The 26355-nt window shown below is 54.8% G+C and carries 20 protein-coding genes and 1 pseudogene; 6 read left to right on the top strand and 15 right to left on the bottom strand.

Going from position 1 to position 26355, the window contains the following annotated elements; genetic code table 11:
• The first annotated feature begins 8 nt into the window (after positions 1-8).
• Entirely contained in the window at positions 9-695 is a 687-nt protein-coding gene (locus C1Y41_RS14210) for an RluA family pseudouridine synthase (protein ID WP_104085672.1), read from the top strand.
• A 12-nt stretch (positions 696-707) separates the two neighbouring features.
• On the opposite strand, the gene C1Y41_RS14215 is transcribed toward C1Y41_RS14210, so the two are convergent.
• From C1Y41_RS14215 to C1Y41_RS14225, 3 genes are all read right to left on the bottom strand, one after another.
• Positions 708-1238, bottom strand: a complete 531-nt coding sequence (locus C1Y41_RS14215; protein WP_094112280.1) for a DUF2058 domain-containing protein — start codon at positions 1236-1238, stop codon at positions 708-710.
• A gap of 115 nt (positions 1239-1353) precedes the next feature.
• Entirely contained in the window at positions 1354-3336 is a 1983-nt protein-coding gene (locus tag C1Y41_RS14220; protein ID WP_104085673.1) for an autotransporter outer membrane beta-barrel domain-containing protein, read from the bottom strand.
• 220 nt (positions 3337-3556) lie between these two features.
• A complete protein-coding gene (locus C1Y41_RS14225) occupies positions 3557-4684 on the bottom strand; it encodes an acyltransferase family protein (protein ID WP_104085674.1) in 1128 nt (375 codons plus the stop codon).
• A 575-nt stretch (positions 4685-5259) separates the two neighbouring features.
• Here C1Y41_RS14225 and C1Y41_RS14230 point away from each other — a divergent pair.
• Positions 5260-6057 (top strand): SGNH/GDSL hydrolase family protein, encoded by a 798-nt coding sequence (locus C1Y41_RS14230; RefSeq protein ID WP_052246545.1) that lies wholly within the window; start codon positions 5260-5262, stop codon positions 6055-6057.
• A gap of 92 nt (positions 6058-6149) precedes the next feature.
• Positions 6150-6689, top strand: coding sequence for a cytochrome b561 (gene cybB / locus C1Y41_RS14235; RefSeq protein WP_071668312.1), 540 nt, complete (start codon positions 6150-6152; stop codon positions 6687-6689).
• 32 nt (positions 6690-6721) lie between these two features.
• Here cybB and C1Y41_RS14240 read toward each other — a convergent pair whose 3' ends face one another.
• The 4 genes from C1Y41_RS14240 to C1Y41_RS14255 all read right to left on the bottom strand — a co-directional run bounded on the left by C1Y41_RS14240 (position 6722) and on the right by C1Y41_RS14255 (position 11067).
• Complete coding sequence (locus C1Y41_RS14240; protein ID WP_104085675.1) at positions 6722-8662, bottom strand: methyl-accepting chemotaxis protein; 1941 nt, start codon at positions 8660-8662, stop codon at positions 6722-6724.
• 658 nt (positions 8663-9320) lie between these two features.
• Entirely contained in the window at positions 9321-9644 is a 324-nt protein-coding gene (locus C1Y41_RS14245; protein ID WP_094110876.1) for a YebG family protein, read from the bottom strand.
• Positions 9645-9715: 71 nt separating this feature from the next.
• The gene (locus tag C1Y41_RS14250) at positions 9716-10510 is read right to left on the bottom strand and encodes an SIR2 family protein (protein WP_034829783.1); all 795 of its coding nucleotides are present in this window, start codon (positions 10508-10510) and stop codon (positions 9716-9718) included.
• On the bottom strand, positions 10507-11067 hold the full coding sequence (locus C1Y41_RS14255; RefSeq protein ID WP_040113457.1) for a non-canonical purine NTP pyrophosphatase: 561 nt from the start codon (positions 11065-11067) through the stop codon (positions 10507-10509). Before C1Y41_RS14255 ends, C1Y41_RS14250 begins: the two co-directional genes overlap by 4 nt.
• Before the next feature lie 337 nt (positions 11068-11404).
• On the opposite strand from C1Y41_RS14255, the gene C1Y41_RS14260 reads away from it, so the two are divergent.
• A complete protein-coding gene (locus tag C1Y41_RS14260; protein WP_104085676.1) occupies positions 11405-12799 on the top strand; it encodes a bifunctional diguanylate cyclase/phosphodiesterase in 1395 nt (464 codons plus the stop codon).
• On the opposite strand, the gene C1Y41_RS14265 is transcribed toward C1Y41_RS14260, so the two are convergent.
• The 8 genes and pseudogenes from C1Y41_RS14265 to fhuE form a co-directional block, all read right to left on the bottom strand.
• Positions 12793-13695: an ABC transporter substrate-binding protein gene (locus tag C1Y41_RS14265; protein ID WP_094110874.1), complete on the bottom strand. Its 903-nt coding sequence runs from the start codon at positions 13693-13695 to the stop codon at positions 12793-12795. The two genes, C1Y41_RS14260 and C1Y41_RS14265, sit on opposite strands and share 7 nt — an antisense overlap.
• Positions 13695-14489, bottom strand: coding sequence for an amino acid ABC transporter ATP-binding protein (locus C1Y41_RS14270; protein ID WP_040113455.1), 795 nt, complete (start codon positions 14487-14489; stop codon positions 13695-13697). The genes C1Y41_RS14265 and C1Y41_RS14270 overlap by 1 nt, the downstream gene beginning before the upstream one ends.
• Complete coding sequence (locus tag C1Y41_RS14275) at positions 14473-15399, bottom strand: amino acid ABC transporter permease (RefSeq protein WP_104085677.1); 927 nt, start codon at positions 15397-15399, stop codon at positions 14473-14475. The genes C1Y41_RS14270 and C1Y41_RS14275 overlap by 17 nt, the downstream gene beginning before the upstream one ends.
• A 10-nt stretch (positions 15400-15409) precedes the next feature.
• The gene (locus tag C1Y41_RS14280) at positions 15410-15919 is read right to left on the bottom strand and encodes a GNAT family N-acetyltransferase (protein WP_104085678.1); all 510 of its coding nucleotides are present in this window, start codon (positions 15917-15919) and stop codon (positions 15410-15412) included.
• 9 nt (positions 15920-15928) lie between these two features.
• Positions 15929-18192, bottom strand: a pseudogene (locus tag C1Y41_RS20230) (NtaA/DmoA family FMN-dependent monooxygenase).
• A 166-nt stretch (positions 18193-18358) separates the two neighbouring features.
• Entirely contained in the window at positions 18359-19354 is a 996-nt protein-coding gene (locus tag C1Y41_RS14295; RefSeq protein WP_040113450.1) for an MsnO8 family LLM class oxidoreductase, read from the bottom strand.
• Positions 19355-19542: 188 nt separating this feature from the next.
• Entirely contained in the window at positions 19543-20742 is a 1200-nt protein-coding gene (locus tag C1Y41_RS14300) for a glycosyltransferase (RefSeq protein ID WP_104085680.1), read from the bottom strand.
• A 648-nt stretch (positions 20743-21390) separates the two neighbouring features.
• Complete coding sequence (fhuE, locus tag C1Y41_RS14305; protein WP_104085681.1) at positions 21391-23565, bottom strand: ferric-rhodotorulic acid/ferric-coprogen receptor FhuE; 2175 nt, start codon at positions 23563-23565, stop codon at positions 21391-21393.
• Between the two features lie 546 nt (positions 23566-24111).
• Between fhuE and C1Y41_RS14310 the strand changes: the two genes are divergently transcribed.
• On the top strand, positions 24112-24513 hold the full coding sequence (locus tag C1Y41_RS14310; protein WP_071668305.1) for an H-NS family nucleoid-associated regulatory protein: 402 nt from the start codon (positions 24112-24114) through the stop codon (positions 24511-24513).
• Positions 24514-24732: 219 nt separating this feature from the next.
• Positions 24733-25881, top strand: a complete 1149-nt coding sequence (locus tag C1Y41_RS14315) for an amidohydrolase (RefSeq protein ID WP_104085682.1) — start codon at positions 24733-24735, stop codon at positions 25879-25881.
• Positions 25882-26355 lie beyond the last annotated feature (474 nt).

Below are 26355 nucleotides of genomic sequence, written 5' to 3' on the forward strand. Positions count from 1 at the left end.
GATGTGCTATGTCTGCTGATTTTGACGCGTTTATTGCACCGCCGTGCCATGAACAGATCGCGGTAGTCTGGCAGGATGAGCACCTGCTGGTGATAGGTAAGCCCGCCGGTCTGCTGAGCCTCTCCGGTAAGAATCCGCAAAATAGCGATTCGGTGCATTACCGGCTGCTGCAGCGCTATCCCGGCTGTTCGCTGGTGCACCGGCTCGACTTTGGCACATCCGGCCTGATGATCATCGCCCGGAACAAAGCGATTAACGCTGCGCTCTCCGCGCAGTTCAGTACGCGCCGGGTGGGAAAAACCTATACCGCACTACTGTGCGGTCACCTGCCCGATGACGAAAGCGTGATAGATGCGCCGATAGCAAAGGATCCCGCGCACTTTCCGCTGATGTCGGTGTGCCCGGTGAAGGGTAAACCGGCGCGCTCGCGTTATCAGGTAACTGCACGCCTTTGCCCGCCTGAAGGGCCGCCGCTGACGCGGGTGATGCTGATGCCCGAAACCGGACGTACCCATCAGCTGCGTCTGCACTGCCAGCTGCTGGGTTACCCGATTCTGGGCTGCGACTTTTATGGTGGCCGGCAGTTGCCGGGAACAGAAGAGGCGCCGCGTCTGATGCTGCACGCCAGTGCGATCCGGTTTGTTCATCCGGTCAGCCAGCAGCCGCTACATCTGCAACTGCCGGCCCCGTTCTGAACGCCAGACTGCTTACCACATCAGATCATCCGGCACTTTAAAATCAGCATATGGATCGTCCTCATCCTGCGCTTCCTGACTCAGCGCGCTGTTCAGCACAATCGCGCTGGCGTCGCGCTGCGCAATTTTATCCGCCACGCTGGCCGGAATAATGGCGTAGTCGCTTTTCTCCGTAACCAGCCGGGCAATCGCCAGACGCCCGTTAATAAGCTGCGTCTGCGTCGTTTTATCAACGGTAATTTTTTTAATCAGATTGTTGTCGGTGAAATTAAAATCGATATCACCCCGGCCAATGGTGATGCGGTTCATCTCAATGAGCTGCTTTACCTGCGCCTTATACTCTTTTTCCAGCACCGCCTGACGCTGCTGATCATTAAGCTGCTTATCACGCTCAAGCTGCGCTTTTTTATTCTCTTCAACGGCCTGTTTCGCTTCGCGCGCCTGCACGCGTGACTTTTTGGCCGTGCGCTGCACTTTTTCCATTTTTTTGCTGGAGACTAATCCGGCTTTGAGCATCTGCTCCTGAAGAGTAAGTTTGGTCATGTCCGATCCTGAATCTGTTGGCTAATCTGCCGGATTATACCTGTTATTCACCGGGCTGTACCGGCCAGCCGCATCCGCGTGAGCGGATATCTGCAGCAGACGGCGCTCTCAGCGATCAGAAGGTGGCATTAATGCCTATATTCCATGTTATCTGCCGCCGATCGCTGTTGCCGCCGATCGCAGAAACGCCGGTAAACGCGCTGACGGCGTCAGTCAGCGGCACCGAGGCACCCGCTGCCGCCTCCAGCCAGCTATCATCGCCATTGCTAACCGTACGGGTAAAAGCCGTGCGCGTTGATTTTAGTCCACCGCGAACGCTGCTCTCAGCATCACCAAACTGACGGTTGTAGCTGATTTCCGCCCAGGGATTGACGGGCCACCGCGTGGTGTCGATACGCCAGCCGGCTGCGCCAGTCTGGGTATGCCGGGTCTGATCGGAAAAACGCATTGCGGTGCTGCTCTCTCCGTTTTCACGGTAGCCACCGGCGCGCGCGTAATCGAGCGCATAGCGCACAACCGGACCGGTAGAGAGATGTGCGGTCAGCGGGAAATCCCAGCCGCTCTGCACGCGAAAGCCCAGCAGTTTACCGCTGCTGTTTCCCTGTTCTGTACGGGTGGCCGGCCCGATTTGAACACGGCGCTCAATAGCGTCATAGCTGAGATCGCCGTAGTGCACGTCTGCGTTGATCCAGCCCTGCTCGAACAGCGTAAGCTGGCTGTAAAGCGCCACCAGATTGCCGCGCAGCTTGTATGAGTAACGATCGTCAGGATGCTGGCGCTGGTCGCTGCGTGACAGCACCAGACCCGCCTGCCAGCTATCGGTCAGCTGATATCCCATACCCAGCGTCAGGCTGGCCTGAGTGGCATCACCCGTAAGCAGATCGCTGCGGCGATAGTCAGCATGCTGCCCGGCGTAGCCACCAAACAGGCTAAACTCACCGGTACTCTGCGCCTGCTGACGCTGCTGCTGCAGATGTCCCTCCAGCGTATTTTGCATATCACGGGCCGCGCCTGCTGGCGCTGCGGTGAGCGATGAGACCAGCGCCGGTGCATCGAGAATCGAGCGGATATAATCGGCAATCATCGCATGTACCGCTGGCGAGGGGTGCAGCCGGTCAGCAAACAGAAAGCGCTGCGCCTCGCTGAAGCCTGGCGTGGCAGACGTACACTGGGCGGCGGATGTGCCTGGCGGGCAGGCCATACCGATGGTGTTGCTCAAACCATACCGCGCGGGGTCCGCGATCACTTCGCTGAGCAGGCCAGCGATATCAGCACGCACGATATTGCCTTTAAGCGCAGCCAGCCCCGCTTCCTCCTGCTGGTTAAATCCATCAGAGAGTGCCGTCACCTGCTCACTCAGCACCTGCCAGAGCGCGAACAGCTGCTGCGCCAGCGCATCGCGTACGGCAGGGATCGCAGAGACTTCTCCCGCCGCACGGCTGAATGCGGTCTGAATAGCCTGCTCGCGGGCAGCCTGACTCAGCACAGGCGTCGCGCTCAGCGACTGAAACGCCGCCTGCAGCGCTGAATCTGCCAGGGGGCCTGTCAGCTGCAGCACCGTCTCAATCATCAGCGGGGTTGTGCCAAGCTGCGGCACATTTGGCACGATTACCGTACCCGCACCTGCATCCAGCAGCGTTCGAACCTGTGCCGCCGCCGCGCTGGCGCTGGCTGCAACGGTTTGCGGCGCAGTCAGCGGATTTGCCAGCACCGCCGCCGCAATGTCATTGGCACCTGCCCAGTAAATATAGAGACCATTGCGCTCCGCGCGGCCGTTGTTACGCTGCAGCCAGCGCGCCAGCTGATCCTGCGTATTAAACGCCGGGTTAAGCGCCGGAACGGTCACGGCGCCGCCCTGAGCATAGTTATTTCCGCCCTGCGATGAAGGGCGCAGCGACAGGCCAGAGTCTGCTGCCAGAATTTCGTCATAGAGGGGATGCTGTGCACCATCATACGTAAAGCGACCGACATTGCCGCCATCGCTCAGGCTATCGCCAAATACAGTCAGGCTATCCCAGGCGTAAGCAGGCGCTGAGGCAACAAGAGTGGCAGCAATGGCACCGGCAAGCGCCAGGGGCGTAAAACAGGAATGAGGCATATCAGACTCCTGAAATACCCGATCGCCACGCTGGCGACGAGACGGGCGGACTACGCGTGCGGCTTATCCGCAGGCGGCGTGGTATTGCAGAAAAGGTGTAGACATTCAGAGAGGCATTTACCAGATTGTGACCGGGGATTTGCGGTATCCGTCAGAATAATCGGGTTCAGGGCGGTATAAAGCAGGGCCCGCCAGCAGGCGTGCTGACGGGCAAAACGGATTACATGCGGGCTTCGAGCGGCACCGGCACCTTCTTCGCTTTTGGCTTCAGGCCAAACATGAAAGAGGCAATGCGTGAACGCTTGATGAACCAGTAGCAGACGGCGCTCAGGCCGATACCGATAGCACAGTCAATCAGCACATACAGAACGGCATAGTTGGCAGGCAGCCAGTCATCAATAAGCCAGGAGAACGCAATCACCACCGGATAGTGCAGCAGATAGATGATCAGTGCTGAATCCACGATAGCGGTCAGTATGCGATTCTCTTTAACCTGGATTTTTTCAAAGGTGAACACCATCCAGTAAGAGAGCATGGCGGACAGCACGCTGCCCATCATTACCGGCACGTACTTCACCACGCCGCCGATATGATTATGCGCAACGTAATAGCAGCCCGCCCAGACGGCAGCCACCAGCGCGGCAATCAGCCAGTTGTTCATCAGCTTACTGTTTGCGTAATGCGCAATCTTCTCGCGATTGATATAGAGCGCATAGCCTGCCGTGTAGTAAACCAGGAAGCGCGCCGTAATCGGAATCAGCTCGATAAATTCGCCACGCCCTTTTACCAGGAATTTCAGCACAAAACAGGCGTTACCCAGCACAACCAGTAGCGCGATAAGCGCAGGCAGTGAGAGTTTGCCCAGCTGGCGCGCGGTCCACTGATAAAAGCTGCCGGGTATGGCCAGTGACATAATGCTCAGTGACACCAGAAACCACAGGTGATGCATCATGGTGTAGCTGTTCAGCCAGCCTTCCGCCGAGTAGGGGCGGTCATTTATCTGTCCAGAGATAAAATACATCAGTGGCGGAATAAACAGATAGGCTGAAATAAGCGGAATAAATACGCGCTTGCGACGGTTCTCGGTAAAAAACTGCTGTCCTTTACGGAGAATAATGAGGGCGGAAAACATCCCTGATAAAAAGAAAAAGACTTCCATCCTGAAGGTATGAAACATGCTCAACAGCGCAGTAAATATCTCAGCGGGATCGCGCTGCGCCGTATAATACCAGGGATTCTCGCCGGGCAAACTTCTTGAGGCATGTAACAAGACACCTTCCAGAATTAGCCCGGCACGCAGCAGATCCAGACCGATATTTCGGCTGGACAAAAAGGATTGTGTTTTCACATCGCATACCTTGATGGGGATAGTGAGCGGAATATAGGGGAATCGTGGACGGGGTAATACCAGAAAATTCTGTATACATTCCTGTGACTAACGATTCGGAATTTCGCTATTGTGTAAAAGTTGTAACTTTTTTACGGACCTGTTCAGTAAAGCAGCGTTATCTGTTTGAAAGTGTTAGAGAGTTAATGCTTTGAACCGGGTTAATGCCGCGCTGGCAGGCGGCCTTACTGACAAAGAAGCCCGGCTCCGCTAGCCTGAGCGCTTTTCCTACATCCTGGCCTGACAGGTGAAAATCATAAAAATGGTTAGCGTGGTCATCCTGAGACTCCAGAGCAGTCCCCTGTCCCCCTCCTGAAATCAGGTCCAGACTATTTTATAGTCACTATGCACATCATGCTGATTAAACAAATAATTTCACAGCGTTATTACCAGAGTTTAAGAATTAACCTGATTTTGATTTTTCACTGATGCTTTAAGATTGTATGACCTGCGTCACAGCTGTTATGGTTACATTTTACGTTTTAATTATTCGATCCATTAAATATTATTGAGCCTCACCAGGCGGGAAATTTGCTATGCCTTATTCACTGATTCGTTTTGCTTCATTATTGGTTACCGGATTTATCCTGCAAAATACCGCATGGGCAACGACGCCTGATACCAGTAATAACTTTATTATTGAAGCTTACGGTGGTTCAAGTACGCTGGGCGCAATGGCAGTCAGAGAGAATGGCAAACAACATAACATCAACATCAAAGACAATGAGATTGCCCTGATAAATAAGTGGCTTGGCGAAAAGTATGGCCCGGGCATCCGCGTGGTAAATAAGGGCGCAGCCTCTGCACAGGCAATGGATTTACTGCACCCGAAATACTTCTATAAAAAGAATAAAAGCTGGCGTGAAGAGATGCAGCGCTCGCCCGCTAAAATAATCCTGCTGAACTTCGCAACCAACGATGCGCGACACTTTCATTTCAAAGATACCGAAGCGAAATATATCGTCAGCCCGGATCAGTATACTAAAGTGATGACGGAGCTGATCGCGATTGCCCGCGAAGAGGGTAAACAGGTGGTATTGCAGGAGCCGCACCCGATTTGTGGCGGGGCAAAAAAGTGGAACGTTGCGCCTTATGTCACGAAGCTGGACGCACTGGCGCGCGCCGAGTCGCTGCCGCTGGCACGCCAGTATCAGCGTATTCTGCAAATGAAAGAGTGGCAGTCGCTGATGTCACCTGACTGTATTCATCCCTCTGAACAGCTCTATCGTATGAAAGCTGAGGAGACCTACTCCGTTCTGACCGCACATTTCAACAGTGAGCTTGCGGCGGCCGGTAAGTCAGGCAATGAGGCGCAACAGGTCGCCCGGCGCTGAGTTTCAGGCAGCAATGACGCAGAAAGGGCATTTTTTTCACTCTGCTTTCGGCTATTGTAGCGCTACCGCTTCGTACCGAATGGAATGGAATAATGAGCACAAAATATGCCCCCGCGCAGATTCTGCTTCACTGGCTGACATTTATTTTGATTGTTCTCGCTTATTGCACGATGGAGTTTCGCGGCCTGGCACCGCGCGGCTCCTGGCAGCGTCTCTTTATGGTGGTGACGCACTTCTCTGCTGGCAGCTGCGTGCTGCTGCTGATGCTGTCGCGTCTGGTGATGCGGTTTCGCCATCGCACGCCGGCTATTGTGCCGAAGCCCGCCCACTGGCAGACCGGCCTGGCACACCTTACTCATCTGGCAATCTACCTGCTGTTTATTACCCTGCCGGTGCTGGGCATTCTCTCCCGATTCTGGCTTGGCCGCGACTGGTGGCTATTTGGTATTTCGATGCCGGTCAGCGCCGCGCCCGATCCCGACCTGGCCGATACGCTGATTGAGTGGCATGAAACGCTGGTACCGCTGGGTTACTGGTTAATCGGCCTGCACGCGCTGGCGGCGCTGGCGCATCATTATCTGTTTAAGGACAATACGCTGCTGCGCATGATGCCTTCGCGCAAGCCGCGCTAACGGCAGCCCGGCACGCGGCCGGGCTGCGTCAGTCAGCTTAATGTGAAACGTGCGGCGGTGTGAGCGAGCTGCGCCGCCTGATCTTCCAGTGAGCTTGCTGCTGCCGACATCTGCTGAACCAGCGCCGCATTCTGCTGCGTAGCGCTATCCATCTCATTCACTGCAATGGTCACCTGGCTTATGCCGCGCGCCTGTTCATCAGATGCGATAACAATTTCATCGATAATATTGCGCACGGAGTTTACCGCCTGTGTCATTTCAGTCATGGTTTTACCGGCATGCTGAACCAGCCCGACGCCGCTGCTGACGCGCTCCCCGGACTCCTCGATCAGCGCAGCAATCTCTTTCACCGCGCTGGCGCTGCGCTGCGCCAGATTACGAACCTCAGAGGCCACGACGGCAAAGCCTCGCCCCTGCTCGCCGGCACGTGCAGCTTCCACCGCCGCGTTGAGCGCCAGAATATTCGTCTGAAATGCGATGCTGTTGATAATGGCAGTAATGTCGCCGATCTTTTTCGCGCTGTTATCTATCTGCGCCATCGTCTGCACCACTTCACCCACCAGTGTTTCGCCGCGGCTGGCAATATGCGTGGCATTTTCTGTCAGCGTGGTTGCCTGATGCGCATTTGCCGCGTTGTGTTTCACCGTAGCGGTAATCTGCTCCATACTGGCCGCGGTCTGCTCCAGCGCAGCCGCCTGCTCTTCGGTTCGCGATGCAAGATCGAGGTTGCCGCTGGCGATTTCGCCCGCGCCTTGCCGCACTGATGCGCTGGCGTCCTGAATCTGGCTTGCCATATCGCGCAGCTGCGTCTGCATTGTATGCAGCGCGTAAAACAGGCTGCTGCGATCCTGTGACACCAGCGGAATCGCGTTATCAAGTCTGCCGCCGGCCACCGCCAGCGCAATAGCCGTGGCTTCGGCCGGCTCGCCGCCAATCGGCTTAAGCACTTTCCGGCTGAACACCCATCCCAGCAGTACACTCACGGCAACGATGCTGATGAGCATCAGTATCAGCGCGTGCATCAGCTGGCGGTGCGCCGCCGCCATCACTTTGCTCACCGGTGCAACGACACCCAGATACCAGTGCTGGTCGCTGCTGCCGATAGTCACTGGCTGCCATGTTATCAGCGCCGCTTCCCCCAGTATGGCGTCATGCTGTTCAGTAACGGCACGGCTGAACCCATGCGTTTCTCCCTGCCAGGGTTTCGCGGTTTGCGTCTGGTCCGGATAGGAAACCACCCGGCCACCGCTGGAGAGCAGCATCGCATAGCCACTGCCTTCCCAGGGCCTGATCTTGTTGATGCGCGCCTGCAGCGCCGCCAGTGAGATATCAGAGGTCACTACGCCCCAGAGCTTGCCCTGACTGATAATGGGAGCGGCGACGGAAGTGAGTAACACAGGCACCCCGTTATAGGCGTAGCTGTAGGGTTCAATCAGCGTATCCTTACGACTTTTTTGTGGCAGCAGATAGTAATCTCCCTGCCCTGGCGTCAGCATCGAGGCCAGTGGATGCAGCCTGAAGCTGCCGCTGCTGTTGCGATCGACAAAGTAGGCGTAGCGTCCCTGAGGTGCAGCACCAGGCTGGCTGGCAAACTCCGCATCGCGGCCATCAAACGCATTTTGTTCAAATATCACAGAGATGGAGAGGTAATCGGGGTTGTCACGCAGAGTGGAGATAAGAAGCTGGTCCGCCACCTTCCGATCGCTGATCCCTGCCGCCGGCAGCGCAATCAGGCTATGTCCCAGATTATGCGCCACATCGCGCGCGTAACTCAGCTCCTGCTGAATCTGCAATGCCTGACTCTGCGCAATCTGCTGCAGATAGTTTTCCGCCAGCGACTTCTGTTCTCTGCTGGATTGCCAGCTGAGCACGCCGATGGTGATAGCAAAACCAAGGGTAATTGTGACCGCGCCCGTCAGCAGCATCTGAGTACGGGTACGCATTTTTCGCGTTATAACTGCTTTTGTGGCCATGATGGCGCTCCTGGGGTTGGCAAATCAGAGCAATAATTGCGCCACATCCTGGGCCACCAGCGATCCTTTATCACTCTATCGGCTCAACCGTGCTGAACTTGATGGCATCCGCACCCGGATTAAAAAATAATCAATATCGATGCCCGTAGGGGTCGCATTAATGCGACCCTGGCGTATTAATGCGACCCTGAGGTTAGGTGCGGAACGTGACCAGGGCGGCATTAATGCCGCCCCTACAGACGCCCCTACGGACGCCCCTACAGACGCCCCTACAGACGCCCCCGTAGGGGTCGCATTTATGCGACCCTGGCATATAAATGCCGCCCCTGGGGATTAATTAGGTATTTCACTGGCGGGTTGATCTGGCGCAAGAACTTTGTGCGCAACTGCTGTCAACGTATCTCCTGCAGGCTTTCCGCCCTTACGATTACAGGAGCATACAATGACAGGTAAAATGGGTTTAACCGGTTTTTTACTGGTGTGGCTGGTTTATGTTGTCTGGATGGTGAGCTACTACTCGGGAACCTTTTCACTCTTTTCACACTGATAAAATAGCCCGCATGCCGGGCTTTTTCAGGCTTAATCAGAAAGTAGCAAAGGTGAGTAAGGCGACAGCAAAACGCCGTCAGGAAGACGGCGCCGGGGTGCATCACAACGATCAGGCCGCTTTAACCGCGCGCACCTTTTTTTCAGGGGCAGAATCACTCTCTTTCACGTCAGATTTAACGTCTTTGTCTGCCGCCGCATCAGGCAGTTTGCTGGTGCGCAGAATATGCTGTACCGCGTCTTTCTGCTCTGCCAGCAGCATGCCCCAGGTTTCCGCTTCCGCATCCGCCAGCTCTGGCTTGATCTGCTGCAGCCAGTCGGTAAAGGCATCTGCCATATCGAGCATCTTATCCCAGGCATCGGCATCTTTTTTACTGGCAAACGTCATCTTCTCTTCACCTTTTCTGACTACAACATATTTGGTTTCGACTGCCATGATGCACCTCATTAACTGTATTTATATACAGTATATTCTGTTATGCAGCGATGAGCAAGTCTGCCCGCGTTTCAGGCAAGCAATTCCTCCAGAAAGGTGGCCAGCGCTTTTCGTGGGTCATCCTCTTCCGAGACAATCATCTCAATTCCCCACTGCCCCAGTACCTCTTTAGCCACCGGATTATTGCGATTGGTAAAAAGATACGATTTAGGCCGGGCCGTTGCGAGTCCGGTTCGTCCCCACATTTTAGTCAGCCGGTAGAACAGCAGGCGGATGTTGAAATCGCTGATGCTGTAGCCAACAAACAGCACCGAGTTACCCATCACGTCGTGCGTCAGTTTGATATCCAGTGGGGAATCAAAATAGAGACGTTCAAAATAGCTGCTCTCATCCAGCACAATCGAGGTATCGTCATCGAAATCGCCGTGAAGTTTAATGATGTGGCGCTTATCTTCAGTGAGTGAGACGAGATCGGCGGCGTTAGCCACTTTGCTATAGGGGACGTTGTGCGCCTCGTGAGCCATCTCCAGCCAGCGATCGTAATTGGTGGTGTAGATGCGCGAAAAATTACCCTGGGTGATCATGGTATGGATTTCGGAGCTGCGCACATCGATATCGGGCCGGTGCCACTCGCGATCCATCCAGCTGCGCAGCGGCCCCAGTGAGCCTTTGCGCTGCTTGTAATACTCCGCCAGCGACAGGTGTGTCCCGTAGGTGTTGAATATTTTCGGATCGTAGCCCAGCTCTTTTGCCAGATGGGCAATCAGTTCGTGCCACTCCGGCAGGCCAAGATTGCGGGAGATGCCGGCACCGGCAAACAGGATCAGTTTGCCGGCATCGTAGGCGCGTTTGAGTTCAGGCTTCATACATAACCCCGCGCGGTTTTGAGAAAGGCGGCAAAGCGATCCAGCGCCAGGCGCCGATTGGAGATCTCATTCTTTAGATCGCCCATTTCAGCAAAGGTCTGCGTATACCCTTCCGGGATAAACACGCAGTCCCACTGAAACTCCTGCGGCCCGGCCGGCTCTGGCGCAATGCGACCGCGCAGCTGTCCTTCAAACTGATACATCTTGCGACCATCGCAATACCCCAGCACGGTTTTTGCCGTCACGCAGGGCGTATCAAGGCCGCGTACCAGTTTGGTAAAGCGATCGGCATTGAGCCGGCTCCAGAAGATGCGCGTCAGTCCGGCTGGCAGACCGTTAAGCCCGTCCAGAAACAGGCCGGTATGCTCGACAAACAGCGGCCGCCCGATAATGGAAAACGCTTTAGTGAGCTTATCGCGTACCAGTTCAACCTCATTTTCCGTCTGGATCTCCTCAATCCGCCGCGCGATAGGCACCACTTCCACCCCTACCGGTTCAAGGATGGTACGCACTTCAGAGAGTTTGAGCTCGTTAGCCGATAAGAAACGAATTTTCATTGCAACCAGTAATGTTAAGTAGGGTTAAACTGCATTAGTGAGGTGATCCGGCTGTTTTCCGCCTGTTATTATATTTAGCACATCCGCCTGTGCCGGGAGTGATTCTACTCTGTGACCGGCAGAAGGAACAACCGCGCGCGCAATTTAGCGCAGGCAGATTGCGGTTCGCTTCCGTGAAAAGTTGCGCGATAACCCCCCGCCACGCATAAATATCATCTCTAATGTCAAATCTCCGGAGCAGATCAACGCGCAGAAAAAGCGCTGTGACAGCCGTCTCGCTTAGCACTAAGATAGCGCTCCTGAATACAATAAAACTAATCAATTACAGAGCAGAGTGATGATAGCGTTTTTGACTGCGGGCTATTCGCGTGTACGTAATTTGCCCTTTAGCCTGAAGGGAGAGAGCGCAGAAAAGAAGCTGCGCTTTACGCTGCTGATTGCGGGTGTGGCCAGCACTACCTCAGGCATTTATATGGCGCTGCTTAACGCCCATAGCCGTTCGCCAGCAATACCGTCGCTCTACTATCTGGGCGTGGCGCTGGGCCTCTATATCTGCGCCGTTGCCTTTCACGGCAAACTGCAGCGGCATCTGGCGATCGTCACGCATGCGCTGCTGTTTATCATTACAGCTCTGCTGCTGCTGGACAATGACCATCCTGCCGTTAAACCTTCTGCGTGTAATTATCTGATCGCGCTGACCATCGGCTCGGCACTCGTCCTGCGGCAGCAGCCGCGCTATCTCAGCAAAATATTTCCGCTAATCTGCCTCGCCTGTTACCTCATTTTTACCCTGACCGGCCTGACCTGGCAGCAGGGATCGTTTCATTTTGCGCTGCCGGCGGAAGCCAGTTTCTACATTGTTAACTGTATCGTGCCCGTAGTTTCTCTGCTGCTGACCGCGCTGACCTTTCGCGGCGATTACTCTGAAACTGACCTGATAAAGCGCGAACTCTCTGCCGCTGTCAGCCAGGATCAGCTCGAACTCTATTTTCAGCCGCAAGTGGATGCCGGTAAACATCTGATCGGATTTGAAGCTCTGCTGCGCTGGAAACATCCGGTTAAAGGATTTATTTCACCGGACGTTTTTATCCCGGTAGCGGAAAAGAGTGGCCTGATGATTGAGATTGGCCGATGGGTTATGGAGCGCACGCTGCAGCATATGGCTGCCTGGGAGAGTCTCCGGCACGGCGACAGCCTGGTGTTTTCTGTCAATATCAGTCCTCTGCAGCTAATGCATCGCGACTTTACCGCTGAAACTCAGCTGCTGCTCTCGCGTTACAGGATCCAGCCACAGCGGCTTAAATTTGAGATCACCGAAAGCACCTTTATCTACGATCAGCAGCATATCAGCTCTGTTATCGCGCACTTCAGCCAGCTCGGCGTAAAATGGGCGATCGATGATTTTGGCGTCGGTTACTCTTCGCTGAAATCGCTCAGCGATTTTTCGATTGATGATATTAAAATTGACAAGTCGCTGATTATGCACATTTTTGAAAATGAATCTGCCGCTATTGTGGTGCATAAAACCATTGAGCTGACGCGCGAAATGGGGCTGAACGTGCTGGCTGAAGGCGTTGAAAGTGAAGAGATGTTTCACTACCTGCGCAGTCGCGGATGCCAGTTCTTCCAGGGCTATTACTTTGCCCGGCCTCTGCCAGCGGCAGAGGTGATAAGCTGGGTGAAAAAATATCAGGGTGAAAAACGGGGCCGCAGTGCGACCCGTCTTTACTGATAAACGATGCCCGGCGGATTGATCTGCGACTGCGCTACCGCCTCATCCTGCTCTCCCCAGCGCGTCAGTACCTGCTGATACTGTCCGCTGGCGATGGCATGATTAACCGCCTGCTGCAGCGCCGGGGCCAGCCCGTTACCCTTTTTGGTTGTGACGGCCACCCATGCCCGATACGGGCCGTGACCAACAACCGCTGTTTGCCCGCGCGACGCCGCTTTCCACGCCGCCACCGCCTGCGGGCCAAAGGTGGCATCGGCGCGTCCGGACAACAGCGCGAGCGTGGCAGAAGCGTCATCATTAAGATAGACAGGCTGCACCGGCGCTAATCCCTCCTGGCGGTTTTTCGCATCCCAGCCCAGCAGGATCTTCTCCTGATTAGTACCGGACCCGACAATGATGCGCCTGCCCGCGACATCCTGACGTCCGGTAATCGCAGAGATGGGACTCCCTTTCCGTACGGCAAAGGCGTGGTTGTCAGCCCGATAGGTGGCAAAGTCAAATTTGCGTTTACGCTCCTCGGTCACGGCGATATTAAACATGGCAACATCATAGCGTCCGGCGCTGATGCCGAGCGGCCACTCCTCCCACGAGGCGGGCACCAGCTTTAGCGTAAGGCCCAGACTTTCAGCCAGAAGTCGCGCCATATCGGGATCGCTGCCAATCAGCGTTTTGTTATCTGACGCCCATAACCCGATGGGCGGTGAGTTAGTGGCGCTGGTTGCGACCGTCAGAAAGCCGGGGTGAACAAACGCATAGTTCGCCGGAATTCTGGCTATCGCCTGCGGATCGGCGGCGATATGAATCGCCGTTTCATTATTAGCCGCATCCAGCGCCGCGCCCTGCGCGGCTGAAAACAGCAGGCCGGATGCCACCAGCGTCAGGATGAACCGCTTCATCACAGCACCCGGGCCAGAAAACGTCGGGTGCGCTCGTGGCGTGGCTGATTCAGCACCTGCACGCTGCTGCCCTGCTCAACCACGCGGCCGTCAACCATAAACACCACGTTGTCTGCCACTTCACGCGCAAAGCCAATCTCATGCGTCACAATCACCAGCGTGGTGCCGGAGCGCGCCAGCTTTTTAATAACGTCCAGAACCTCACCCACCAGCTCCGGATCCAGTGCCGACGTCGGCTCATCAAACAGCATTACGCGCGGATTGAGCATCAGCGCACGCGCAATCGCGATACGCTGCTGCTGACCACCCGAAAGATGGCGCGGCCAGGCGTCAGCTTTATGCCGCAGTCCCACCGTGTCCAGCAGCTCACCGGCGCGTTCAATCGCCGCACGTCGCGTAAGCTGACGATGTGCGATCGGCGCTTCAATCAGGTTTTCCAGCACGGTCAGGTGCGGAAAAAGATTGAAGTTCTGAAAAACGTAGCCGACGTTGACCCGCTGACGCAGTATTGCCCGCTCTTTAAGCTCATAGAGTTTATCGCCGCGGCGCTGATAACCGATATAGTCATCATCAATCTGAATAAAGCCCTCATCGACCCGCTCCAGGTGATTGATGGTGCGCAGCAGCGTTGACTTACCCGAACCGGAAGGCCCGAGAATAACCGTTACGGATCCCGGCGCCAGCGACAGCGAGACCGCGTCCAGCGCTTTGTGTTTACCAAACGACTTGCTGACGCCGGTGATGGTAACCGCCCCGGCAGCATAGGACGGGCGATAATCAATGGCTTCGGACATGAGAGCGCTCCTCAATAACAGCAGGGGTTGAATAACGATTACGCCACTGCCGCCAGCGCGATGGCTGCGGCTCGCGGGTTACGCTGCGCGCCAGCGAGCGTTCAACGCTGTGCTGCAACAGCGACAGTACCGTTGTGATAATCAGATACCAGGCGGCGCCCACCATCAGCAGCGGGATCACCTGCTGAGTGCGGTTGTAGATCATCTGAATGGTGTAAAACAGCTCTGGCATCGCCAGCACGTAAACCATCGACGTCCCTTTGGCCAGGCTGATGATTTCATTGAAGGTGGTTGGAATGATCGCGCGCAGTGCCTGCGGCAGGATGATGCGGAAGGTCCGGCGCGAAGAAGAGAGTCCCAGCGCTGACGCCGCCTCAAACTGCCCCTGGTCCACGCCGAGGAACCCGCCGCGGATAATCTCTGCGCTATAGGCGCTCTGCACCAGCGTCAGGCCGATCACCGCGGCCGGAAACTGGCCCAGCACATTAATGGTCTGGAAGTGACCCCACGACCAGGGCGTAAACGGGATCCCCAGCGATAACGTGTCATAGAGGTAGGAGAAGTTATAGAGAATGATCAGTACCACAATCAGCGGCAGCGAGCGGAACAGCCAGATATAGCCAAACGCCAGCGTGCTCAGCAGCCACGAGGAGGAGAGCCGGGCCAGCGCCAGCAGACCGCCGAAAATCAGACTCAGTACGGTGCCTGCCAGCGTCAGCAGCAGCGTCTGACCCAGGCCATTCAGGATCACCGGGTCAAAAAACCAGCGCGCAAATACTCCCCACTCCCAGCGCGGATTGAACGCGATGGAATCCACCACCGCTGCCAGAATAAACAGCGCCGCCACGGCGCCTAGGCTGCGCGCCGGATAGCGTGCCGGCACCACGGTCAGTTTTTGCGTCTCACTCATTTTCGGCTCCTCAGCTCGCCTGTGCCGCAGCGTGGACATCAATTATCTTCAGAAAGCGCAGGCGGCCGTCGTGCGGCGGCCGGCCGTAGATCTCCATATCTTCCAGCAGGGCAAACTGCGGCTGATAGCCGTGGCCGATATAGAGGCGCACCGCCTCCGGCTGACGAAAGCCGGTGGTCAGCCAGACACGCTGATAGCCGGCGCGCAGCGCACGACGCTCCAGCTCCTGCAGGATCTGTAGTGCCAGGCCCTGACGGCGCAGATCGGAGCGCGTCCAGATGCGTTTCAGTTCCGCCGTCTGTGCGTCATAGCGCTTGTAGGCGCCCATGGCGATAATTTCGCCATCCCGCTCCAGTACAATAAACAGGCCTCCCTGCGCAGGCAGAAACCACTCATCCTGCTCCACCTCATTCTGGCTGCTGAAATAGTCGCCATAGCGGGCAGCATATTCACCAAACAGGCCGGTAATAATCGGCTGCAGCTCTGCCGCTGCGGGTGAAACGTCACGAAAAAAATGCATATTGCCCCCTTAGTCGCCCAGGCCCGGTGGATTGATTTCCGAGCGGTCGAGCCGCTCAATGCCTTCGCCCCAGCGATTCAGCACCTTGTCGTAGTCGCCGTTTTGTATCACGCCGTTAAGCGCCGTATTGACTGGCTGCACCAGCCCGCCATCTTTTTTCACCGTCACTGCAATGTGCGCCGCTTTAGGCCAGCCGCCGTCCACGCTGCCCACCAGCCTGGTCTGCCCGTTGAGCGCCGCTTTCCAGGCGCCGATGACGTTGGGGCCAAAGTAAGCATCCGCACGTCCGGCCTGCAGTGAAAGCGTCTGCGCTGCGTCATCTTTGGTATAAACCGGGATAAACGGCTTCAGGCCCTTTGCGCGGTTTTCCTGATCCCACGCCAGTAAGATCGCTTCCTGATTGGTCCCGGAGCCAACAATAATGCGCAGGCCGGCAATATCTTCTGCTTTGCTGAGCGAAGCGATTGGGCTGCTCTTTTTCACATAAAAGCCCAGCGAGTCTTTGCGGTAGGTGGCAAAATCAAAACGCTCTTTGCGCGCTTTTGTGACGGTTACGTTGGTGATCGCCGCGTCATATTTGCCGGACGCCACGCCGAGCGGCCAGTCTTCCCAGGAGGTTGGCACGACGTTGAGCTTCAGGCCGAGGCTGTCCGCCACCAGACGCGCCATATCCACTTCGCTGCCAAGCAGCGTTTTGTTGTCGTCGCTGAACACCGTAAGCGGAGGGGAATTAAGGGCGGCCACCGCCACGGTAAACGCGCCAGGTACAGCAAACCGGTGTCCGGCCGGGATCTGCGCGATAGCCGCTGCATTTTTTGCAGTGTTAATGGGCGTCTTATTCGCCTCCACGCTGACCTGCTGCCCGTTAACGGCGACGTTTTCCGCCCCGGCAGCGCTGCTTAGCCCCAGTAACAGCAGCGCTATCAATGATTTTTTCTGCATAGCATTCATCCTGATCGTTATTATGATGTGAACTGATTTTCGGGGGTCTGCAGACCCAGACTGGCGCGCAGCGTGGTGCCCGGATAGTCGCGCCGGCTTAGTCCGCGCGCCTGCAACAGCGGGATAACCCGATCGACAAAGCGTTCAAACGTGTCGGGCGTTCCGCCCTGGATAATGAAACCGTCAGCAGCTTTCTGTTCAAACCAGTGCTGCAGGCCATCGGCGACCTGTTCTGGCGTGCCGTGAAACAGCGGCCGCGGCGTGGCCGCTTCCAGCGCGGCCTGGCGCAGCGTCTGACCGCGCACGCGGGCGTTGCGTTTTATTTCATCGGTGGTGCTGCGGAAGCTGTTCTGACCGATATCACCCAGTTCTGGGAAAGGTTCATCCAGCGGGTAGCGTGAGAAATCATGGTGGTCAAAGAACCGCCCCAGATAATTAAGCGCATCCGGCACTGAGACCAGCTGCGCGGTAGCCTGATACTGCTGCTCAACATCTGCGGCATCGTCACCGACGATCACGCTGACGCCCTGAAAGATATGGAGGTCATCCGCGGCGCGTCCGTTTTCGGCCAGCTGCTGTTTAACATCGCGCCAGAACGCCTGCGCCTCTTCCAGGGTCGCATGGTGGGTAAAAATCGCATCCGCATGGCGCGCGGCCAGCCGCCGTCCGTCTCCGGAGGCGCCCGCCTGGAAAATGATCGGTCGCCCCTGCGGCGTACGCTCAATATTCAGCGGCCCCTGCACCTGAAAGAAATCGCCGCGGTGATCGGGCGTATGCAGCTTGGCCGGATCGAAAAACTGACCGCTGCGCTTGTCGCGTACAAAGGCGCCCTCTTCCCAGGAATCCCACAGGCCTTTCACCACCTGCAAATACTCATCCGCAATCCGGTAACGCAGCGCGTGTTCCGGATGCTGCTGACGCGAGAAATTTTTGGCCGATCCTTCCAGCGGCGAGGTCACAACGTTCCAGCCGGCACGGCCGCCGCTGAGATGGTCGAGGCTGGCGAACTGCCGGGCGATGGTAAAAGGATCGCTATAAGAGGTTGAGACGGTGCCAACCAGGCCAAGATGCTCTGTGACCGCCGCCAGCGCTGAGAGCAGCGTCAGCGGTTCAAAGCGATTGAGGAAGTGCGGAATCGATTTTTCATTGATATAGAGACCGTCAGCGACAAACAGAAAATCGAGTTTGCCCGCTTCCGCCTTGCGCGCAATTTTTCTGGCGTAGTCAAAACTGATGCTGGCGTCAGCCTGCGCAGCCGGATGCCGCCAGGCGGACATATTGCCTGACGCGCCGTGTAATATCGTACCGAGACGTAATTCTCTTTTACTCATTATAAACTCCTGACAAAGCAGAGCCGTCGGCAGCGCAGAGGTTGCCGGGCGAAAAAGGTAAACGTTGTTATGCAGGCAGAATCAGATCGGTGCCGGGCAACATCGCTCGCAGCGATGCCAGAATGAGCAGCAGATAAGAAAAGCGGAGCGGATCATTACGCTATCCTCAGGCCGCAACCAGTCGCGCGGTGGCCAGCAGCTCCAGGGATTTAAACCGGGCGGCTTCGTCAGCGAGTGGCGTATCGATAATAAATTCGTCAATGCCGTAGCGATGATGCATCGACTCCAGCTGAGCATGCACCTGTGCAGCCGTGCCCTTTAGCAGTGACGGCGTGCGCGGCTCTATGACGTAATCCGCGTATCCTCCCTGGCGTACGTAACGTTCAGCCTGTTCCAGACTGGCAACGTTAACCGCCGGGCCATTTTTCACGCTGACGTGATAAAGACGCAGCGCATCGGTAAGCAGTTCAGCCTCTGCCGGCGAATCCGCCACAACCACCTGAACCGCTACCAGCGCACGGCCGCCGCGGCTGCGGGCATGATAGTGCTGCAGAACGCGCGCCATCAGCTGCGGATCGCCGTTATGGTGTGCAGCGAACACCAGCTGCCAGCCCAGCTCTGCGGCCAGCCCGGCGCTTGCTTCGCTGGCACCCAGCAGAAACCGGCTGGCGGGATGCGGTGGCTGTGGCGTGGCGCGCAGCGTCTCTTCGTCAGCGGAGGGAGATGCGTTCAGCCAGCTATCGAGAAGCGCCAGCTGTTCAGCAAAACTGCCTTTTTCAGCCAGGTTAACCCCGAGCTGAAGCGCCCGCGTTGAAAGCGGCAAACCGCCGGGCGCTTTACCGACGCCGAGATCGATGCGATCCGGTGCCAGCGATGACAGCAGATTAAAGTTCTCTGCAACTTTATAGGGACTGTAGTGCTGCAGCATGACGCCGCCAGAGCCGACGCGTATGGTGCGCGTCTGCGCGGCGATCCAGGCGATAAGCAATTCAGGTGACGGACTGGCCAGCTGCTCGCTGTTATGATGTTCTGCGACCCAGAAGCGCTTATAGCCCCAGCTCTCAGCCCGCTGCGCCAGTTTTAGCGAGCGCGCCAGCGCCTGTGTCGCATTTTCTCCTGCCGCAACCGGCGACTTATCGAGCACGCTTAATTGGTAAGACATACGCCCTGTCCTTGTCCTGATGAATATGGCGTTTAGTTTGCAGGCTATGATTCCGTTACGTAAAACATCATATTGTTAGTTCTATTGCTGTTTTGCGCATATCACCCGGCTGGCCGGAACAGAAATAAAAAAACTCCTGCAGCAGCTGCAGGAGTCAGATTAAAAAAAGAATAGCTGTCGGATAAAGATTAAGAGCGTTTGAGTGCGACTGCTTCACTGCGATCAAATGAATCATGCGTATCTTTTGCGCCATAAATGGCAGAGAGCGCGCGGTTAAATTTATCCGGATCGTGGTGCTGACGGATCCTGTTTACGGCTGCCGCTGAATAATCAGCCACGCGCATCCGGTCTTCAAGTATCGCCTTAATATGTGCCTTGAGCTGCGACACAATTAATATGCGCAGCGCCATTTTCTCCGCCAGCGTATCCACATTCAGTTCAAACATATCGTTGAGCGGACAGTTGATCAGCCAGCCGCTCTGAGCCGGATTAATTTCCGGCAGCGCCCGGACGTTAGTGGTAATCACCGGACAGCCGCACGCCTGCATTTCCAGCACGGAGAAGCCATAGGTATCCTGCCAGGTCGGCAGCAATCCGACATGCGTTTCACGCAGCAGCTGCATCACCTCATCATTAGACAATGCAGTATGATGGGTGAATACGGAGCGCTCAGCTATCAGGGTTTCAATTTGATGATGGAAAGCGGCATCGTCCTGCCACTCACGATGCGCAATATTATGCTGCTTTTTAATGTCGCCGATCAGGTTAACGCCGATCTGGTCAGCTGATATCACACCCTCGTCCATCAGTTCGGAGAAAGCCATTACCACTTCGGCTCCGCCTTTGCGGTAGAACTCATTACCGACAAAGGTGAAGATCATTTTATCGGCCGCTGGCGTGCGTCCGCCCTCATAGAGCACCGGCTGCGGCGGATGCAGCACGTGCAGTTTGTCGCTAATCGCTTCCCGCTCAATGGGAAAAGCGTCCAGCAGTTTCAGCTCAATTTTTCGCGTTGCCTCTGAGATGGCGATAATGCCGGCACATTCCGGTGCTGCAACATAGTACATCAGCTTTTTTAACAGCGGATTAGCTGTTTTGGCGACGCCCGGTACCGGCAATACCCGCGGCAGCTCGGTTTCAAAGGTTGACACCCAGCGCTCGCGGCTGGTTGCCACTTCATTAAAGAGATGAACTACCTTTTTTTCGCTACCGGCTGACCATAGCGGCGCGGAAAATATAAACAGCTTATTGCGTTTCAGAATTTTCCCACGAAACGCATTAATATACGTCCAGATATTTCTGGAGTGAAAATCGATATACGTTTTCTTAACATCAGTAACAATATTTCTTTTTTCGGGATATCCCTTGCCGCTAATGATGATTTTCATTTTATACTCCGGCCATAAACTTTAAGCACTACAAACCCGGCATTCAAAAAGTTAAAAATTGCAGATCGCCCGACGAGTATAATGCTTTATCAGCCTTCATATTGGTTATTCGGATTATTCCCCGAAAATCATTTCAGCATGTTATTTTATATTAATTATTTTTACGGCAGATATTAAAATAACCGCACTAACTTATAGCCTGCTAATTAAAAATTCCCTGTCTGAATGCATAGCGGACATTATCAATCAATTGAAATTAATGACTATTAAATCGTCTTTTGATTAACGTTGATAACATTAGCCAGCCTGGCATTATCTGATACCAGACAGAGATACAATCCTTAATAACGGGCCGGAGAGTGTAAATATGGTGGATATTATTCTTAATTATCATGCCATTAAACGAAGGCGCACCCTGCAGACCTGATTCATAACCGGACGCCTATACATGCGACCGCCTGTGATGTACGCAAAAGAGGCGCATCAATGCATAACCGCGTTAAACAGTAAGGTGCGTTACTTTGTCCGGAGATTAAAAAATCTATTCAGCCTGAATGCACTTTAGCCTAAGAGGAGAGCAGAGTGCGATGGGTATAAACCATTAGCCGCCTGAGGAGAAGAGGCGCGTTCAGAACGCGCCTGCCGGGATCAGAAGCGGTAACTCGCCGTTACCGAGTAACTGCGCGGTTCACCATACACGATGCCGCTGCTGCCCACATTCTCGTCATACTCTTTATCAAACAGGTTTTTCAGGTTGGCCTGCAGGGAGAGATTTTTTGTCACGTCGTAGCGGGCAAACAGGTCCACCAGCGCATAACTTCCCTGACGCACACGCCAGGTTCCGTTACCTTCAGGTCCGCCGATATCTTTCCAGGTCTTTGACTGCCAGTTAACGCCGCCGCCCAGCGTCAGTTTATCGAACTGAGGCAGGCGATAGTGCGTAAAGAGATTGAAAGAGGTACGGGGCAGCTGGGAGTTATAGGCCTCACCCTTGCTGTCTTTTGCTATGTAGGTCGTACCGCCAAACGTCATCTGCCAGTTATCCGTCAGCGCACCGTTGATCTCAAATTCAACGCCGCGGCTGACAACGCCATCGGTGGTTTCATAAATAGCGCTTCCGCTCTCGCTGAAACGTCCGGTATCAACCGGCGCATTATCCAGCTCGGTTCGGAACAGAGAGATCGTGGTGGTCAGACGGCTATCAAACCAGTCCGATTTAACCCCGGTCTCATAGTTTTTACCGACAACTGGCGTCAGGAAACTGCCGCTGGCATCCAGATTATCCTGCGGCTGAAAGACCGAGGTATAGCTGGCAAACGCTGACCAGGCGTCATTGATGTCCCAGATAAGACCGCCATACGGCGTGGTATTGTTCTCTTCCAGTTCAGAGGTAATGCCCTGACGGTTCCAGTTGGTATATCGCGCCCCGACAATCAGATGCAGCGGATCGGCGAGCGTCAGGCGCGTAGCCATATAGACCGATTTTTGCCGCACCAGCTGGCTGTCCGTGGCAGGTTCGCGCGGCGACCAGTCAGGCTCCGGATAGTTGCCGTTGAAGTCGTTAAAGTTACCCAGTTCAGCAGAGGAGATGTTGGTCCAGGCGCTGTAATATTTATTATCCTGACGACTGTAGTTAACCCCCAGCATCAGCTGATGCTGGCGTCCCAGCAGCTCATAAGGGCCGCTGGCAAAGGCATCTACCGCATCCACTTTGCGCTTGCCGGTGTTATAACCGGTTCCGCCGATGACCGGATAATTTGCGTAGGCAGAGCTGCCTGCACCGGTCACCTTATTGAAATAGCCGTCGAGATAGATCTGCTTACTGTCCAGCAGCATTTCGTTATGCGTGCCGTTGAGCGTAATGTTCCAGCCGTTATCAAAATTCTGCTGCAGATTGACGAAAACCTTGCGGTTCTCTTTATTGTTGTAAGCCCACTCCGGTTGAGTGTTATAGCCGCGACGCAGATGCGTCTGGCTGCCATCGGTATACCAGCGCGGCGCCCCACCCCACATCGGCGAATCGGTATCGACCTGCGTAAATTCGTAGCCCGCGGAAAGCGTGGTGCTCTCAGTCAGATCGGCGTCTATCACGCCATAAATAAATTTTTTCTCAAAACCGTAGCGTTCAATAAAGCTGTTTTTATCCTCATAACCAGCTACTACGCGCCCGCGCACGTTACCCTCAGGGGTGAGCGGCGCAGAGAGATCGGCAACATAGCGCTGTTTATTCCAGCTGCCGTAGCTCGCTTCCAGCGATCCGGTAGGGGTTTTACTGTCAGCGTGCTTACGTACCATATTAATCGACGCAGAAGGATTCCCGGGCCCGGTGAGTAACCCGGTCGCGCCGCGCACCACCTCGACCCGCTCATAAAGCGCCATGTCGGTCTGGGCATCACCCAGATTCCAGCGTGATGCAAACGCGGTCGGGATCCCGTCTACCATATAGTTGTCAATGAGAAAGCCGCGCGAGTAGTAACTGGTACGATCCATATCCGCCGAAACACCCCTGATACCGGTAGTGTTGGACAGAACATCATTCAGCGACTGCAGCTGCTGATCGGCCATACGCTGTTTACTGATAAGCGATACCGACTGAGGAATGTCGCGCGCCGTCAGCGCCATTTTTGTGCCTGCGCGCGTTACCGGTATGCTGTAATCCCGATCGTTCTGATTTTCCACGTCAGACGCGCTGGTTTCCACCATCAGGGTCTGTTCCGCCGCCTGTGCAACACCGGCTGCAATCAGCATCGCCAGCAATGACATTTTCAGCGCAGGTTGTGCCGTTGCAGCCGCAGCGCGGACGCGCATCGGTTTAGAAGACATAGCCATCCTTAATTCTCATTTTAGTTTATCTGTCAGCGCACCCTGCCGGTCACCTGGAGCAGGCATAGCTAAGAAAGCAAATGAGAAATATACTCATTTAGATTACTATTGCAAGAAATTGTTACTGCTTCTGACACCCTGTAATCCGATAAAAAACCATAATTTTCATTGATTAATACGGATTTAAGCTTTTTAGCTTAACAAACTACATGACTATCCGTTCGGTTCGTTACAAAACGCGACAGAAAGTCACCGCCTGCTGCCGGCCGCCATAGCGTTGCGCCGGGCGCCGGCATGGGCAGGCCGCCCAGGAAGGTATAACAGCGGAAAGATCGATCTGCCGGTAGCGTGACCACTTTATAAATTCTGGTGTCCGTTAAATATTCAGTTTGCGGCTAATAAATTTCTGATGCAGGTGATAACTCAATGAGTCTGATAATTGTGCGATATAGCGGATTTAACGCCCTGATGCATATTTTAATTTGAGAAAAAATATCGTAGAATGCGCGCTTTCAAATTTTCACATCAGTAATAAGGGTTATATTCATGAGCGATGCACTAAAGGCATTGAATAATCTTCGTACACTGCGTGCTCAGACGCGTGATATTGAAGTAGCGGTATTAAATGAGATGCTGGAAAAGCTCGCTGTGGTCGTTGCAGAACGCCGTGAAGAAGCTGAAGCAGATAATGCTGCTCAGCGCGAAAAAGCAGAAAAACTGGCGTTATACAAAGAGATGCTGATGAATGATGGCATCGATATTAGTGAACTTGCGCAATTAAACCAGGCAGAAACTAAACCTAAAGCCAAACGCGCGCCGCGTCCGGCTAAGTATAAATATACCGATGAAGAAGGTAATGAAAAGCAGTGGACCGGTCAGGGCCGCACGCCTTCTCCGATTAAGAGCGCTATTGATGCCGGCGCATCGCTGGACGATTTTTTAATCTGATTAGCTGACACGCATATTTCCCAGCCTCATTTCCCCGGGGCTGGTTTCGCCACTCTTCCTGCCCTTCTTTATAACCCTGAACCGATCAACCGCTGCTGTTATTCACTTATTGCAATATCATTGCGGGTATTGAGATATATCGCTCACTCGTTCTGCTGTTACCTTCCCCGGATAACGTGCTGCACGCCGCGCAGCGTAATCGTGAGAAAGGAACAAACTATGTCGCCGTCAGAATCAACGCAGTTAACAGAACAGCTGGTCGCTTTCCGGCAGGAGCTGCACCGTTTCCCGGAGCTGTCAAACCAGGAATTTGCCACCACACAACGCATTCGTGAGCAGCTGGAGGCGCACAATATCCGCATTCTCCCCCTGGCGCTGACAACCGGACTGGTCGCTGAAGTGGGTCCCGCAACCGGTCCGCTGGTGGTGCTGCGGGGCGATATTGATGCCTTGCCGATTGAAGAGCACTCCGGAGTAGAGTTTACTTCAGCGCATCCCGGAGTCATGCACGCCTGCGGTCACGATTTTCACAGTGCGGCCATACTGGGCGCAGCCATTCTGCTGAAATCCCGCGAAACACAGCTGGCTGGCCAGGTGCGCTTTATTTTTCAGGCAGCAGAGGAGACCGGTGAAGGCGCACCCGCGGTGCTTGCCAGCGGTGCTTTGCAGGATGCGTTTGCCATATTTGGTCTCCATAACGATCCCTCTCTGCCGGCAGGTGTGGCGGGCAGCCGGGCGGGCGCCCTGACCGCCGCCGTTGACCGCTTTGCGCTACAGATCACCGGCACCGGCAGCCATGCCGCACACCCGAATCAGGGTAACGACCCTATTGTGACTGCCGCGCACATTGTCTCTGCAGTCCAGACGCTGATCAGCCGTAACCTCCCTTCAGCAGAGAATGCTGTGTTCTCGATTACCCAGCTTCACAGCGGCAGCACGTGGAATGTCATTCCGGAAAGCGCCTGGCTGGAAGGCACCGTGCGCACCTTTTCCGCCGCAGCGCGCGAACGTATTGAACAGCGATTTCGTGAACTGGTAAAAGGTATCAGCGCAGCGTTTGCGGCTGAAATAGCAATCACCTGGCAGGCCGGGCCACCCGCAGTGATAAATGATGCGCACTGGACAGCGTTTGCCCTGCAGCAGGCAGCGCTTAACGGGCTGGACGCACGTGAAATTGCTGCCACCCCGATTGGCGAAGATTTTGCTTACTATCAGCAGCACATACCCGGCGCATTTATCATGATTGGCACCGGTGAAGCCTGGCCTCTGCATCACCCTGCGTTTCGCATTAACGATGATGTGCTGTTGCCTGCTGCACACTACCTTGCAGCGCTGGCCGAAGCAGCTTTTGCTCAGCGGCCGGTTTAATACGTAACGCAATTTTTTCTCTGCCGCCTAATCAGAGCCGCAAAAATTAAACCTAGAAGTGCTGCAAATAAAAACCGTCAGGCGCAATTATTATGCCATTCAACATGTTGAACATAGCGGCAGCTTTTTTTTGGATTAAAAAACGTGAAGCGCAAATCAAAAATCGCTGCGAATAAATTATCCTTCGCTGAAATAGTAATTTTTCCATTTTTCTACTGTAGCCATTGAAAAATAGCGTTATTCGCCGAAAAAAGAGAGGATCAGCAGTCAATAAAGCAAAGCATTGGCTGCCGCTTTGCTTTTTTTTCAGCAACTTCACAGGGTTGCTGAAACCCGGCACCTGACTATAATTTCCTCAAACAACCTTTATAAATTTTTACCGCTGTCCTGACGTTGTCGTGTAACCCGCTGGCAGCCTTTTTATTTATCCAGTCACAGCCCTGATAAATTTCAACTAAAGCTGGTCCTGTAATT

The organism is Pantoea sp. ICBG 1758, from assembly GCF_002928325.1.
Lineage (GTDB): Bacteria > Pseudomonadota > Gammaproteobacteria > Enterobacterales > Enterobacteriaceae > Pantoea > Pantoea eucrina.

What these genes read in the sequence shown, in the direction of transcription:
- C1Y41_RS14210 (WP_104085672.1), top strand. Translation starts at nt 9, where the DNA reads ATGTCTGCTGATTTTGACGCGTTTATTGCACCGCCGTGCCATGAACAG.
- C1Y41_RS14215 (WP_094112280.1), bottom strand. Translation starts at nt 1,238, where the DNA reads ATGACCAAACTTACTCTTCAGGAGCAGATGCTCAAAGCCGGATTAGTC.
- C1Y41_RS14220 (WP_104085673.1), bottom strand. Translation starts at nt 3,336, where the DNA reads ATGCCTCATTCCTGTTTTACGCCCCTGGCGCTTGCCGGTGCCATTGCT.
- C1Y41_RS14230 (WP_052246545.1), top strand. Translation starts at nt 5,260, where the DNA reads ATGCCTTATTCACTGATTCGTTTTGCTTCATTATTGGTTACCGGATTT.
- cybB (WP_071668312.1), top strand. Translation starts at nt 6,150, where the DNA reads ATGAGCACAAAATATGCCCCCGCGCAGATTCTGCTTCACTGGCTGACA.
- C1Y41_RS14240 (WP_104085675.1), bottom strand. Translation starts at nt 8,662, where the DNA reads ATGGCCACAAAAGCAGTTATAACGCGAAAAATGCGTACCCGTACTCAG.
- C1Y41_RS14245 (WP_094110876.1), bottom strand. Translation starts at nt 9,644, where the DNA reads ATGGCAGTCGAAACCAAATATGTTGTAGTCAGAAAAGGTGAAGAGAAG.
- C1Y41_RS14250 (WP_034829783.1), bottom strand. Translation starts at nt 10,510, where the DNA reads ATGAAGCCTGAACTCAAACGCGCCTACGATGCCGGCAAACTGATCCTG.
- C1Y41_RS14255 (WP_040113457.1), bottom strand. Translation starts at nt 11,067, where the DNA reads ATGAAAATTCGTTTCTTATCGGCTAACGAGCTCAAACTCTCTGAAGTG.
- C1Y41_RS14260 (WP_104085676.1), top strand. Translation starts at nt 11,405, where the DNA reads ATGATAGCGTTTTTGACTGCGGGCTATTCGCGTGTACGTAATTTGCCC.
- C1Y41_RS14265 (WP_094110874.1), bottom strand. Translation starts at nt 13,695, where the DNA reads ATGAAGCGGTTCATCCTGACGCTGGTGGCATCCGGCCTGCTGTTTTCA.
- C1Y41_RS14270 (WP_040113455.1), bottom strand. Translation starts at nt 14,489, where the DNA reads ATGTCCGAAGCCATTGATTATCGCCCGTCCTATGCTGCCGGGGCGGTT.
- C1Y41_RS14275 (WP_104085677.1), bottom strand. Translation starts at nt 15,399, where the DNA reads ATGAGTGAGACGCAAAAACTGACCGTGGTGCCGGCACGCTATCCGGCG.
- C1Y41_RS14280 (WP_104085678.1), bottom strand. Translation starts at nt 15,919, where the DNA reads ATGCATTTTTTTCGTGACGTTTCACCCGCAGCGGCAGAGCTGCAGCCG.
- C1Y41_RS14295 (WP_040113450.1), bottom strand. Translation starts at nt 19,354, where the DNA reads ATGTCTTACCAATTAAGCGTGCTCGATAAGTCGCCGGTTGCGGCAGGA.
- C1Y41_RS14300 (WP_104085680.1), bottom strand. Translation starts at nt 20,742, where the DNA reads ATGAAAATCATCATTAGCGGCAAGGGATATCCCGAAAAAAGAAATATT.
- fhuE (WP_104085681.1), bottom strand. Translation starts at nt 23,565, where the DNA reads ATGTCTTCTAAACCGATGCGCGTCCGCGCTGCGGCTGCAACGGCACAA.
- C1Y41_RS14310 (WP_071668305.1), top strand. Translation starts at nt 24,112, where the DNA reads ATGAGCGATGCACTAAAGGCATTGAATAATCTTCGTACACTGCGTGCT.
- C1Y41_RS14315 (WP_104085682.1), top strand. Translation starts at nt 24,733, where the DNA reads ATGTCGCCGTCAGAATCAACGCAGTTAACAGAACAGCTGGTCGCTTTC.